13 protein-coding genes are annotated in these 12,973 nt (G+C 38.0%); 11 read left to right on the top strand and 2 right to left on the bottom strand.

Annotation, left to right across the window (positions count from 1 at the left end):
- Positions 1 to 41: 41 nt before the first annotated feature.
- Complete coding sequence (locus AC1Q6O_RS19525) at positions 42 to 950, bottom strand: TIGR01777 family oxidoreductase (RefSeq protein ID WP_239355284.1); 909 nt, start codon at positions 948 to 950, stop codon at positions 42 to 44.
- Between the two features lie 159 nt (positions 951 to 1,109).
- On the opposite strand from AC1Q6O_RS19525, the gene recX reads away from it, so the two are divergent.
- Genes recX through AC1Q6O_RS19510 form a run of 3 tightly spaced genes read left to right on the top strand, consistent with a single transcriptional unit; the run spans position 1,110 to position 2,509 of the window.
- Positions 1,110 to 1,913: a recombination regulator RecX gene (recX, locus tag AC1Q6O_RS19520; protein ID WP_107922567.1), complete on the top strand. Its 804-nt coding sequence runs from the start codon at positions 1,110 to 1,112 to the stop codon at positions 1,911 to 1,913.
- A complete protein-coding gene (locus tag AC1Q6O_RS19515; protein ID WP_008173513.1) occupies positions 1,910 to 2,239 on the top strand; it encodes a YfhH family protein in 330 nt (109 codons plus the stop codon). The genes recX and AC1Q6O_RS19515 overlap by 4 nt, the downstream gene beginning before the upstream one ends.
- Complete coding sequence (locus AC1Q6O_RS19510) at positions 2,240 to 2,509, top strand: YfhJ family protein (protein ID WP_107922568.1); 270 nt, start codon at positions 2,240 to 2,242, stop codon at positions 2,507 to 2,509.
- Between the two features lie 35 nt (positions 2,510 to 2,544).
- Here AC1Q6O_RS19510 and AC1Q6O_RS19505 read toward each other — a convergent pair whose 3' ends face one another.
- Positions 2,545 to 3,531 carry a metal-dependent hydrolase gene (locus AC1Q6O_RS19505; protein ID WP_107922569.1) on the bottom strand — a complete coding sequence of 329 codons (987 nt, stop codon included), beginning with the start codon at positions 3,529 to 3,531 and terminating at the stop codon, positions 2,545 to 2,547.
- 200 nt (positions 3,532 to 3,731) lie between these two features.
- Between AC1Q6O_RS19505 and mutY the strand changes: the two genes are divergently transcribed.
- From mutY to AC1Q6O_RS19465, 8 genes are all read left to right on the top strand, one after another.
- Positions 3,732 to 4,766 (top strand): A/G-specific adenine glycosylase, encoded by a 1,035-nt coding sequence (gene mutY / locus AC1Q6O_RS19500; RefSeq protein WP_492402012.1) that lies wholly within the window; start codon positions 3,732 to 3,734, stop codon positions 4,764 to 4,766.
- Between the two features lie 92 nt (positions 4,767 to 4,858).
- On the top strand, positions 4,859 to 5,035 hold the full coding sequence (locus AC1Q6O_RS19495; RefSeq protein WP_008173504.1) for a gamma-type small acid-soluble spore protein: 177 nt from the start codon (positions 4,859 to 4,861) through the stop codon (positions 5,033 to 5,035).
- A gap of 280 nt (positions 5,036 to 5,315) precedes the next feature.
- Positions 5,316 to 5,864 carry a nucleoside tri-diphosphate phosphatase gene (gene ntdP / locus AC1Q6O_RS19490; RefSeq protein WP_036120520.1) on the top strand — a complete coding sequence of 183 codons (549 nt, stop codon included), beginning with the start codon at positions 5,316 to 5,318 and terminating at the stop codon, positions 5,862 to 5,864.
- A 226-nt stretch (positions 5,865 to 6,090) separates the two neighbouring features.
- On the top strand, positions 6,091 to 7,815 hold the full coding sequence (locus AC1Q6O_RS19485; protein WP_171366111.1) for an ABC transporter ATP-binding protein: 1,725 nt from the start codon (positions 6,091 to 6,093) through the stop codon (positions 7,813 to 7,815).
- Positions 7,816 to 8,120: 305 nt separating this feature from the next.
- On the top strand, positions 8,121 to 9,134 hold the full coding sequence (locus AC1Q6O_RS19480; RefSeq protein ID WP_008173496.1) for an ABC transporter ATP-binding protein: 1,014 nt from the start codon (positions 8,121 to 8,123) through the stop codon (positions 9,132 to 9,134).
- A complete protein-coding gene (locus AC1Q6O_RS19475; protein WP_239355282.1) occupies positions 9,109 to 10,089 on the top strand; it encodes an ABC transporter ATP-binding protein in 981 nt (326 codons plus the stop codon). Before AC1Q6O_RS19480 ends, AC1Q6O_RS19475 begins: the two co-directional genes overlap by 26 nt.
- A 31-nt stretch (positions 10,090 to 10,120) precedes the next feature.
- Complete coding sequence (locus AC1Q6O_RS19470; protein WP_089986830.1) at positions 10,121 to 11,740, top strand: ABC transporter substrate-binding protein; 1,620 nt, start codon at positions 10,121 to 10,123, stop codon at positions 11,738 to 11,740.
- 224 nt (positions 11,741 to 11,964) lie between these two features.
- On the top strand, positions 11,965 to 12,969 hold the full coding sequence (locus tag AC1Q6O_RS19465) for an ABC transporter permease (RefSeq protein ID WP_008173491.1): 1,005 nt from the start codon (positions 11,965 to 11,967) through the stop codon (positions 12,967 to 12,969).
- The last annotated feature ends 4 nt before the right edge of the window (positions 12,970 to 12,973 follow it).

Genomic DNA, 12,973 nt, shown 5'->3' with positions numbered 1-12,973 from the left:
TCTTTTTCATTAGGATGCGTAAAATAGCTATAAATTATCCACTAATTCTGAGCAATTAATAAGTCTTCAAGTGCTTCTGTTAAATGCGGATATTTAAATATGAAATGATGCTCTTCTAACACTGCTGGTCGTACATGTTGACCCTCTAAAACAAGAGTGCTTTGTTCTCCAAGCGCCAAACGTATTGCAAAACTAGGAACAGGCAGCCAATGTCGTCTGTTCATGATCATTGCGATTGATTGCCCGAATTCTTTCATGCGCGTCGCATGAGGTGCGGTTACATTGAATGGTCCATGAATATTTTCATGAAGGATTGCGAAATATAAAGCACGTGCCACATCTTCAATATGTACCCACGAAAGCCATTGCTTACCAGATCCGATTGTTCCGCCAACATGCATTTGATATGGTAATAACATTGGTGGTAATGCCCCGCTCTCTCTACCTAAAATGACCCCAAAGCGTGCAAGGGCGACACGAATTCCTAATGGTTCTGCTCGTTTTGCATGGCGTTCCCAATCATGAACGGTCGTGCCTAAAAAATCGTTCGCCACATCAGTAAATGTTTCATCATAAATAATCTCTGAAGAATGGGGGTAAAAACCTACGGCACTTGCATTAACAAGGACTTTAGGTTTTTTCGTGAGCTTTTCCATTATGCGCACGATTTCAAGTGTCGCATGCATCCGACTCCAATAAATATCCTTCTTTTGTTTGTTTGTCCATCGACCATTGTTTAAAGAAACTCCCGCTAAATTTACAAAGGCATCTGCTCCTTCTAATGCCTCTATTGGTAGGGCTTCATCCTGCAACCATTGTACATAATGAATGCCATTTTTTTCGGAAGGTGCACTCCGAGTTAAGACAAAAATATTATGACCGTTTTCCTCTGCTAGCTTGATAAAAGCTTTTCCCACAAAACCAGTTCCACCCGCAATCACAATTTTCATAAGAATCACCCCATTTTTCAAAAATTACACTTACTAATAATTGTATCATTTAACACGTATGTGAACATCTAAAGTACCCCTAGAAGATGGGGGATGAATAGCATCGAATAACGGATACCATAAAAAGAAATGTTATAATGGACAGGTGAGGTGTTGGCTATGCGTATGATTACAAAAATTGCACGTCAAAAAAACAATCCTGAACGTTATAATATCTACTTAAATGAAGAATATGCATTTCCTGTTGACGAGGCTATTCTGCTTCAATTTGGTTTAACAAAGGGGAAGGTTCTCGATGAATTTGAAATTCAGGAAATTGCCTACGAGGATGAAATACGGAAGGCGTTTAATAAAGGATTAAACTTTCTTTCTTATCAAATGCGAAGTGAGCACGAGGTGAAGAAAAAACTTCTTACTTTAGAATTTGGTGAAGCGGTAGCTTTAGAAGCGATTCAGAAATTAAAATCGTATGGCTTTATAAATGATGAAAACTATACCAAAGCTTTACTGGATACAAAAAAGGCGACAATGAAAAAGGGACCGAGAGCTATTAGACAAGACCTCATTAAAAAAGGAATTGATAAAAACCTTCAAGATGAGGTACTTGCCACATATAGTTTGGAAGAACAAATCAAATTGGCCTTACAGTTGGCGGAAAAAATTGTACGTTCAGAAAAAAGAAAGACCCCAGCACAAGTAAAGGCTAAAATTCAGGATTATCTGTTAAGAAAAGGCTATGCATTTCCGATTGTAGAAGAGGTGCTTAATCAAATAGAGCTTGAGCAAGATGAAGAAAACTGGCAACCATTACTCGAAGCACAAGGCGAAAAAGTTTGGAAAAAGTACGTATCGAAGTATACTGGTTATGAGCTAAAAATGAAGGTGAAGCAGACGCTCTATCAAAAGGGTTTTCCTATAGAAGTAATAAACCGTTTTATAGAAGAGAAGGAGAATGAAGAATGAACGAAAAGAATTATGCTGCTATGTCTGAGCATGAACTGCGTGAGGAAATTGCGTTTTTAAAAGAAAAGGCACGAAAGGCAGAGCAGCTTGGGATCATTAATGAATTTGCTGTATATGAGCGTAAAGCATTAATGGCAGCGGCTTATTTAGTAGATTTAGACACAATTGTGCCTGGTGAAATGTATCGTATTGATCGTTCAGATAATGAATTTTTCCAAGTTGATTATTTAAAGGGACGCTTTGCATGGGGACATCGTTTAGGCGGTGACAAATATCAAGAGGCATTACCTGTATCTATGCTGTCTCCTGTAAAGGTGGGCAAATAAGTGGAGGGGAAAATTGAAAAATTGACAGCAGAACTGCTGGCAAAAAATCCACAAATGTCAGTTGGACGTGCCCGTGTCTGGGTTGAATTATTATGGAGCGACTTTGAATCAACTTCAGCCAAAGCAGGATATGATTATCGTGGGGCAGATTATACAGAAAATCTTGTCCGCCAATTAATTACAAGCTATGGTGATAAACTACATGCCTTTGCAGGGCGCAATCCAAAATATGCCCATCTCCTAGATGCTAGCGATGATATGATACAATAATAAAACCCTGACCAATGTTGGTCAGGGTTTACTGCTTAATTACTTGCACCAATTTGTAATTTTTTCTGAAGCTTATCTTCTGTAAAAATCCAACCCGTGTAAGATGTAACGATTTCATTATCGTCATTTAAATGTGCTACTGCCACAAAGGGGTAGCGATTGTCACTCCGATAACGCAAGTCGATTAAACGTACCTCCAATAAGCCGTTTTCTAGCTCAGAAATCTCCCATCGGTACATCGGGGAGAACGACACGAAGGCAGCTAAGTTAGGGTCTTTCATGGCTGCATGAATAAGGGCAGTTTGAGGTAAAGGTTTAATTTCGAATTTATCATAAATATTAACAGTCCTGCCATAAGCCCGCCCAACATAATAATGTGTTTTAGACTTGGCGGCAATTCGCCAATGGAAGAAGCGCATAGTTGGTGCTACGATAACATATTCTTCATCTTGTATCGTGCTGTGGACTGCATTTTTTACTGCTTTTTGAACAGCGAATCGTAACAGATAATAAATCACGATAATGATATACATGATGCTAAATGTCCAAACAGGATTGGCTCCAAAAGCCCATAATACAATACCCATACAATGCAAGGAAAAAATAATTGGATCAAATGTATTGATGACACCTAATGCAACCCATTTTCTGGAGAAAGGCCGTATTGCTTGTGTGCCGTACGCATTAAAAATATCGACAAAGACGTGAAGAGCGACAGCTAAAAATGTCCAAAGCCATAAATGAAACACATTTACGTCTTGCAAAATAAGGGAAATAACAGCTGTAATTAAGATTGGCCATATAGCTACTGCTGGTAGTGAATGTGTAATTCCGCGATGATGTCGAATATAGATAGCATTATTGCGTAGTTTTAGCACAGTATCAACATCCGGAGCTTGTGAGCCAATTATCGTACCTGCCATGACGGCAGTAAAGGTCATTGAGTGATTTGCTACTATAGGGTCGGCTAATGCAAGACCGCCAAGGGCAATACCCATAACGAAATGTGTACCTGAATCCAAAAATATCCACTCCTAGTATGCAGTAAAATCGAGTACAATTTGCATACATCTTTATTTCATTTATAAATAACTTTATTCAATTTTTAGTATGGTGACATTCGATAATGACGAATATTGTAAGTTATGGACGAATGTTCATTCTTTATTAATTGTATACCCTTTTCAACATAAATTAAATCGTAAAAACTTTGGAGGTCACTGTGAATTACCCATATGTAACAGAATTTCGACATTCTTTAGTCGAATGGTTTAACGCTGAGAAACGCGACTTACCGTGGAGACATACTACAGACCCCTATAAAATTTGGGTTTCTGAAGTGATGCTACAGCAGACACGTGTCGACACAGTTATTCCTTATTACAATCGTTTTATGGAAAGTTTTCCAACATTAGATTTGCTTGCAGAAGCTCCGCAAGATTATTTATTAAAGCATTGGGAAGGACTTGGCTATTATTCACGAGCGCGTAATTTACAGGCAGGTGCACGTGAGGTTTTAGAATATTACGGAGGCGTGGTCCCCGATAATCGCCATGAAATATCAAAATTAAAAGGTGTTGGACCGTATACCGCTGGTGCTATTTTAAGTATTGCCTATAACAAGCCCGAACATGCAGTAGATGGCAATGTTATGCGCGTATTAAGCAGAGTGCTGAATATAAGTGAGGACATAGCCATACCAAAAACCAAAAAAATTTTTGAAGCTGCAGTGGAGGAGCTTATTGATCCTACTAATGCATCTTCCTTTAACCAAGGCTTAATGGAACTAGGGGCACTTATTTGTACACCTACGTCACCAAAATGTTTATTATGCCCTGTGCGAGAGTATTGTACAGCGTTTAATGAAGGTGAACCGGAAAAACTGCCAGTTAAATCGAAAAAAATAAAGATGAAGCATTTGAGTTATGATATTCTGGTCTGTCAAGATGAACAAGGACGTTTTTTAATGGAGCAACGTCCTGAAGAAGGGTTATTAGCTAATCTTTGGCAATTTCCAATGTTTGATACTAGTCAGGTTTCAGTAGAAAGCTTCTTAAAGGAATATTCCATCAGTGTACAAGCTAAGCATGAACTGCTTACGTTTAAGCACGTGTTTTCACATTTAACATGGCATGTAAATAGTTATTATATGAAGTGTGGATTTACATCGATGGGCGATTGGTTCACTCAAGAACAAATAGAACAATTGCCGATGCCTGTTCCCATGTTAAAAATTTGGGAAGAGGTAAAAAAATAAACAGGAAAATAAATCCTACTTTAAACGATAAATTAGTGAGCATAAAATTCATCACCTCGGTACACAATAATTAGCGTGGAGGTGAATGAATAATGAAAAAGCAAAACAACCAAAATTTCCAACCGAATAAAAACATGCAACGTCAAAGTGAAGAATTTGGTTATGAAACGGACGTAAATGAAGTGCAAAAGCAAAATGCTAAAGCAGAGCAAAAGAAAGCTCCAGCTTCAGGTCGTTTCTCTAAAACTAACCAAGATTTAGGTGAGTAACACTTTGTAATTGCATAATTGCATTTACCTCTAAGGGGCTGTCTAAAAATCCGAAAAGATGAAAAAGACAGCTCCTTTCTATATTCATTTAAAAAACCAAAAAATACCAAAATGGCGGAGCTTCTAATAAATTTTGCTTAAAGTTAACGAAATTTTATACAAATTCAAAATAGCGTAGTGAAATTTGTGGTTTTCTAACTACACCTTTCGCGTACACATTGCTATAATATACTAGAGACTGCTAGATTTAGGTAGCATAGACGAAAAGGTGGGCTTCAAAATGGCATTACCAGTAGAAGGAGAAACGATACAAATACATAGTTATAAACACAATGGCCGCATCCACCGTGTTTGGCAAGAAACGATGGTTTTAAAAGGAACAAAAAATATTGTGATCGGTGCGAATGAACGGACACTTGTGACAGAATCCGATGGTCGTACATGGCTAACGAGAGAGCCTTCTATTTGCTATTTCCATGCGGAACACTGGTTTAACATCATCTGTATGCTACGAGAAGACGGTGTGTATTATTATTGCAATCTAAGCTCACCATTTGTGTTCGATAATAATGCCATTAAATATATCGACTATGATCTAGATATTAAAGTTTTTCCTGACATGTCTTATACGCTCTTAGATGAGGATGAATATGAGCTTCATCGTAAGGAAATGTCTTATCCTGATGTGATTGATAAAATTTTAAAGCGCAATGTCGATAAGTTAATAAGCTGGATTCAACAAAAAAAAGGACCATTTGCACCCGATTTCATCAATGTTTGGACAAATCGTTACAAGTTCCAGCTTGATATGCAGTCAGATGATTGTTAGTGACACCTATTAGTTAACTAATAGGTGTTTTATATTGCCTCTTTTAGCCACTCTTAATGAGCATCTTCCACACTGTTAGGGAAGGTACATACAAAATAGTTAGCGGTAAAGTCATCATAACTGTATTTTAATCAAAATATTGCTATAATACATAGGGCATTCATCAATGGATGCCTGTTTCTTTTTGTAAGGATGTGATGAAAACTTGGGAAGCATAAAGCGATATATGCGCTTTGTAAAACCATATTCTTGGGAAATCGTTCTAACGATTGTTATTGGTATAGTTAAATTTGCTATTCCATTATTTATTCCATTACTCATTAAAATTGTGTTGGATGATATTATTGCTGCGGACGACTTAACAAATGGAGAAAAAACAAAAGAGCTGTTATATTGGCTGGGCGGAACGATTATTGTGTTCTTTATTATACGTCCACCAATCGAGTACTATCGTCAATATTTTGCACAACATGTTAGTAATAAGGTGCTGTTTGATATTCGGAAGGAAATCTACGCACATTTACAACGATTAAGCTTAAAATATTATGCCAATACACGTGCTGGTGATGTTATTTCTAGGGTCATCAATGATGTTGAGCAAACGAAGAACTTTGTGATGACGGGTTTAATGAATGTGTGGCTAGACCTTGCAACCATTGTGATTGCAGTAATTATTATGCTAACCATGGATATTAAGCTCACATTAGTGGCCTTATTAGCGTTCCCGTTTTATGCATTGAGTGTGAAGTACTTTTTTGGAAAACTGCGGGACTTAACACGTAAACGTTCTCAAGCACTTGCAGGTGTACAAAGCTATTTACATGAACGAGTAGCTGGTATGAGTATTATAAAAAGCTTTACGCTAGAAAAGCATGAACAAACATTATTTGATGAAGCAAATGGGGAGTTTTTAGAGAAGGCCCTTGATCAAACAAAATGGAATGCTAAATCCTTTGCTGTTGTAAATACTATTACAGATGTAGCGCCTTTACTAGTTATTGCTTATGCAGGTTATGAAGTCATAAATGGTACTTTATCTGTTGGAACAATGGTTGCCTTTATCGCGTATATCGAACGATTGTATGGCCCACTTCGCCGTCTTGTTAGTTCTTCAACAACTTTGACACAATCCATTGCATCCATGGATCGAATGTTTGATTTAATGGATGAACCATATGAAGTGAAAAATAAAGTTGATGCGCGAGATTTACCATCCGCTACGGGAGAAGTTCGTTTTGACAATGTATCTTTCCAATATGAAAAAGAAGGAGTATCTATTTTAAATAACATAAATTTCACTATAAAACCTGGTGAGACTGTCGCCTTCGTTGGAATGAGTGGAGGCGGTAAATCCACCATTATTAGCTTAATTCCTCGTTTCTATGATGCAACCGATGGTGTCGTAACGATTGATGGACAGGATGTACGTGATGTTACATTGCATTCACTACGTTCTCAAATAGGAATTGTCCTCCAAGATAATATACTTTTCAGTGACTCCGTTAAAGAAAATATTTTAATGGGAAAACCAGATGCTACAGATGAGCAAGTGATAGAGGCTGCCAAAGCAGCGAATGCCCATGATTTTATTATGACTCTGCCAAATGGTTATGACACTAAAGTAGGTGAACGAGGAGTAAAACTATCAGGCGGGCAAAAACAACGAGTTGCCATCGCTCGAGTATTTTTAAAAAATCCTCCGATTTTAATTCTTGACGAAGCAACTTCAGCGCTCGATTTAGAGAGTGAAGCATTGATTCAGGAATCATTAGAGGAGCTAGCTCATGAGCGAACAACTATAATTATTGCTCATCGTCTTTCGACCATCACTCATGCTGACAAAATTTTTGTTATAGACCATGGTCAATTAATCGAAAACGGTAATCATGAGCAATTAATGACAAAGCAAGGGACATATTATGATTTATTCCAAGTGCAACATTTGGAGTAATAGTAGTGAATTTACACAGAAATCATCAATTGTGAAATTTTTTTCAAAAAAAGTCTTTCATTTTTTAAAAATGGAAGGCTATTTTTTTTTGAAAATCTATATAAAAATATTACTTTATAAGATGTAATTAATACTGAAGGCGAATGATGCAGAAAAACTACGTAAATTGCAGAATATTAATGATTGAAAGAGTGATGATTTTTAGTTAGAATTATCTGAAAATAGGGAATTTAACAAAAGTTATAGCATTCTGTTAATATAATTTATACAATTAAGTAAAATATAGGTAGGGTGGGACGTTGCGCATGAGGAAAAAGCTACTAGAAATAAAAGGTTTAAGAACAACCTTTTTCACAGATAATGGACAAATTCCTGCTGTAGATGATATCGATTTTTCTGTCCAAGAAGGAGAAATATTAGGGATTGTCGGCGAATCGGGAAGTGGTAAAAGTGTTACGTCACTGTCCATCATGGGATTAATTCCATCACCACCAGGCAAAATAACAGGTGGTGAAATATTGCTAGATAATAAAAATCTAGTGAATTGTACAGAAAAACAAATGCAGAAAATACGTGGAAAAGACATAGCTATGATTTTTCAGGAGCCTATGACTTCACTAAATCCGTTGTTTACAATAGGTGATCAGTTAAAGGAGGCCATTTTAATCCATAATCCAAAATGGTCGAAAAAGAAAGCGTTTGCCAGAGCTGTTGAAATTATGAAACTTGTAGGGTTACCACGTGCTGAGGACTTACTAAAGGATTATCCGCATCAGCTATCGGGTGGTATGCGACAACGGGTCATGATTGCTATGGCACTTGTCTGTGATCCACAGGTTTTAATTGCGGACGAACCGACAACTGCTTTGGACGTTACGATTCAAGCTCAAATTTTACAGCTAATGAAGGACTTAAATAAACGATTGAATACAGCAGTCCTGTTAATTACACATGATCTAGGTGTTGTAGCAGAAACATGTGAGCGTGTGATTGTCATGTATGCTGGACAAATTGTAGAAGAAGCACCGATTCAAGAAATATTCTCTAATCCGAAGCATCCCTATACACAAGGTCTTATTCAATCAGTGCCTGATATGCGTTTTAAAAAGGATAATTTATATTCGATCCCTGGAAGTGTACCAAAACCAGGAAGTATTCAAGTAGGGTGTCGTTTTGCGGCACGCTGTGAATACGCAATGGAACGTTGTTTACAGGAAACACCACCTTTATTTGAAGCAGCAGAGCAGCATAAATCGAGATGTTTTTTACTAGAGAAGCAGGAGGTGGAGCAACGTGTCGAAAGTGTTATTAAAGGTTGATGGCTTAAAGAAATATTTCCCGATCCGCAAAGGAGTCCTAAATACACAAACAGGGGATGTAAAGGCAGTAGATGATGTTTCCTTTGAAGTTTTTGAAGGAGAAACATTAGGGATTGTTGGTGAGTCAGGCTGTGGTAAATCGACAACAGGTCGTTTACTAATGCGGTTACTAGAGCCTACTGAAGGAAACATTGAATTCGCAGGTAAAATGATTTCAGAATTATCCAATAATGAAATGAGGAAGGCGCGTAGAGATATTCAAATGATTTTTCAGGATCCCTATGCTTCATTAAATCCTCGCCATAACATTGGCAAAATATTGGAGGAGCCTCTTATTGTTCATGGGATAGGTAATGCAAAGGAGCGAAAACAGAAAGTGTTGGAGCTACTTGAGATTGTTGGATTGGATGAATATCATATCAAACGCTATCCCCACCAGTTTAGTGGTGGTCAGAGGCAACGAATTGGCATCGCGCGTGCGTTAATGACCAATCCTCGTTTGCTCATTGCGGACGAGCCGGTATCGGCATTGGATGTGTCCATACAGGCACAAGTATTAAATCTATTGCAAAAGCTGCAAAAGGATTTAAAGCTAACCTATATTTTTATTTCTCATGATTTAGGGGTTGTGCGCCATATTAGCAATCGTGTGGGCGTCATGTATTTAGGTAAATTAGTAGAGTTGACAGCGAGTGAGGGCTTATATGCTGAACCGCTTCATCCATATACACAAGCACTCTTATCTTCGGTCCCAGTGCCAGATCCAACGTTTGAACGTGAACAAATTATTATTACTGGAGATATTCCAAGTGCATCCAATCCGCCGAGTGGCTGTACATTCCATACGCGATGTCCTTTTAAAATGGAACAATGCTCACAGGTAGTACCTAAAATGCAAGAAGTGAAACCAGGTCATTATGTTGCTTGCCATCTATATGAGGCACTCCAACATTAAATGATATAAAAACCACATAGGGGGAAATTGAATGAAGAAAAAGAAGCTCTGGACTTTAGGTGTAATGCTGCTCCTTATTCTCTCGACGATCTTAGCAGCTTGTGGCGGCTCTGATACAAAGGATACGGGTAGTAAAGATACTTCAACTGGTGGCGATACAGCTAGCAGTGGCGATCCAAAAATTTTAGTGTATGGTCGTGGAGGAGATTCTGTAGCACTTGACCCTGCTGTTGTCACAGATGGTGAATCCTTTACGGTGACAGCTAATATTTATGAAACATTAGTAAACTTTGGTGAAAAAGATGTAACGATTCAGCCAGGTTTAGCAAAATCATGGGAGGCATCAGAGGATGGTTTAACATATACTTTCCAGCTAGAGGAAGGTGTAAAATTCCATGATGGCACAGCTTTCAATGCTGAGGCTGTTGTTAAGAATATTGAGCGTTGGAAATCAGGCGCAGATAAACACCCTTACTTTAGTTCGCAATTTCTAATTGGTGACAAGCAAATCATTGAATCAGTAACTGCAGAGGGTGACTATACAGTTGTCTTTAAATTAAGCCAACCACAAGCACCATTCCTGAAAAACTTAGCAATGTCTCCATTTGCGATTGCTTCTCCAACAGCATTTGAAGCAGATGAAGAGGGATTGTCAGCAAATCCTGTAGGAACTGGCCCATTCAAATTTGTTAGCTGGGTACGTAATGATTCAATAACAATTGAGAAAAACCCTGATTACTATATTGATGGCTATCCTAAATTAGATAAAGTGATTTATCGTTCTATTCCAGAAAACTCTGCACGTTTAAATGATTTATTAGCAGGCAATATCGATGTAGCTGATGGCATTAGTCCATCTGATAAAGCAACTATCGAGGGAGATGCTAATTTACAATTAATTGAGCGTCCATCTATGAATGTTGGTTATTTAGGTTTAACAGTAACACGCCCTCCATTTGATAATGTAAAAGTGCGTCAAGCAGTTAACTATGCAATTAATAAACAAGCATTAGTGGATGCATTTTATGAAGGGCTAGCAGAGCCAGCGAAAAACCCAATGCCACCAGTAATTTCTGGTTATAACGATGAAGTTACAGGCTATACGTATGATCCTGAAAAGGCGAAAGCATTACTTGCTGAAGCAGGCTATGATGGTAAGGAAATTGAGCTTTGGGCAATGCCAGTACCACGTCCATACATGCCGGATGGACAAAAAGTGGCAGAAGCGATTCAAAAGAACTTAGAGGATGTAGGCATTAAATCCAAAATTGTATCGTTTGAATGGGCTACTTATTTAGAAAAAGCACAAAATGGTGAAGCTGATGCATTCTTACTTGGCTGGACAGGTGATAATGGGGATGCGGATAACTTCCTATATACTTTATTAGATGGAGATAATATTGGCTCTAATAACTATACATTCTATGACAATCAAGAATTACACAAGTTGTTAACAGCTGCTCAAACTGAAGTCGATGAGGACAAGCGTAATGAACTTTATAAGCAAGCTCAGGTAATTATTTCTGAGGACGCTCCATGGGTTCCACTTGCTCACTCTACGCCAATTTTAGCTGCTAACAAGAAAGTGACAAATTATATTGCGCATCCTACTGGCTCTGACCGTTTAGATGCGGTAGATATTCAACAGTAATTTTATGTTTAATTGAATAAGTGAATTAGAGAATCTGCTTGCTTTTCTGCGGGTAAGCCGTGGAATTCTAGCAGATTTTTTTCTAGTAAAAGAAAACCAAATTATTTCTCCTGTATGAAAGATCACTCATCTAAACATTCAAAACCGTTTGGTGAAGGCACAACCTTTCAACAGAATATAAAGACTTCAAAGTAGATTATGAAAATCATAGAGAGGTGATGAACATGCTTCACTATATGGGGAGACGTTTACTTCAACTAATCCCAGTTTTGCTTGGAATGACTTTTATTGTCTTTATGTTAATACGAGCAATACCTGGTAATCCCGCTCAAGTTATTTTGGGACAACAGGCGACAAAAGAGGCGGTCGAGGCATTAAACGCAAGTTTAGGATTAGATAAACCTTGGTATACACAATATTTTAGTTATTTGGCAGGCATTTTTCAGGGAGATTTAGGGGTTTCCTTACGTACAAAATTACCTGTATCAGACGAAGTTTTCCCATACTTAGCAGCAACAGCTGAACTAGCCTTTTTTGCGATGATTATTGCGATTGTTATCGGTGTAAATGCTGGTATTATTTCTGCGTGGTTCCAAAATTCTTGGTTTGATTATACAGCGATGATTGTCGCATTAATCGGTGTTTCTGTACCGGTGTTCTGGCTTGGCTTGATGGAGCAATGGACATTTAGTAGCAAGCTTGGATGGTTGCCTACCTCTGGTCGAGAAGATGTGCGAAATCCTATAACCGCCATAACCCATTTTTATTTATTGGATACGCTCATTCAAGGTCGCTTTGATCAATTCGTCGAAGTCCTAAAGCGACTCATATTACCAGGTGTCGCACTGGCAACTATTCCGATGGCTATTATAGCCAGAATTACAAGGTCTTCTATGCTGGAAGTTATGCGCTCAGATTATGTCCGCACTGCAAGAGCAAAAGGCCAAAAAATGTTTATTGTTGTTTATAAGCATGCATTGAAGAATGCCGTTATTCCTGTGTTAACGGTAATTGGTCTACAAACAGGATTACTGCTAGGTGGTGCCATTTTAACAGAGACGATTTTTAGTTGGCCAGGAATTGGTCGTTATATTTATGATGCGATTGGCTTCAGGGACTATCCTGTTATTCAATCAGGAATTTTAATCGTTGCATTTATTTTCATCATGATTAACTTAATCGTGGATTTACTGTATACAGTCGTCGATCCGCGTATTAAATACAAATAGAAGG

The organism is Lysinibacillus sp. GW823-FHT06C08, assembly GCF_058795135.1.
The sequence above is the reverse complement of the archived record's forward strand: the minus strand, read 5'-3'. Positions and strand labels throughout refer to the sequence as shown.

Coding starts and splice junctions, on each gene's coding strand:
- AC1Q6O_RS19465 (WP_008173491.1), top strand. CDS start 11,965: ATGCTTCACTATATGGGGAGACGTTTACTTCAACTAATCCCAGTTTTG.
- AC1Q6O_RS19515 (WP_008173513.1), top strand. CDS start 1,910: ATGAACGAAAAGAATTATGCTGCTATGTCTGAGCATGAACTGCGTGAG.
- ntdP (WP_036120520.1), top strand. CDS start 5,316: ATGGCATTACCAGTAGAAGGAGAAACGATACAAATACATAGTTATAAA.
- AC1Q6O_RS19525 (WP_239355284.1), bottom strand. CDS start 950: ATGAAAATTGTGATTGCGGGTGGAACTGGTTTTGTGGGAAAAGCTTTT.
- recX (WP_107922567.1), top strand. CDS start 1,110: ATGCGTATGATTACAAAAATTGCACGTCAAAAAAACAATCCTGAACGT.
- AC1Q6O_RS19480 (WP_008173496.1), top strand. CDS start 8,121: ATGAGGAAAAAGCTACTAGAAATAAAAGGTTTAAGAACAACCTTTTTC.
- AC1Q6O_RS19470 (WP_089986830.1), top strand. CDS start 10,121: ATGAAGAAAAAGAAGCTCTGGACTTTAGGTGTAATGCTGCTCCTTATT.
- AC1Q6O_RS19495 (WP_008173504.1), top strand. CDS start 4,859: ATGAAAAAGCAAAACAACCAAAATTTCCAACCGAATAAAAACATGCAA.
- AC1Q6O_RS19485 (WP_171366111.1), top strand. CDS start 6,091: ATGCGCTTTGTAAAACCATATTCTTGGGAAATCGTTCTAACGATTGTT.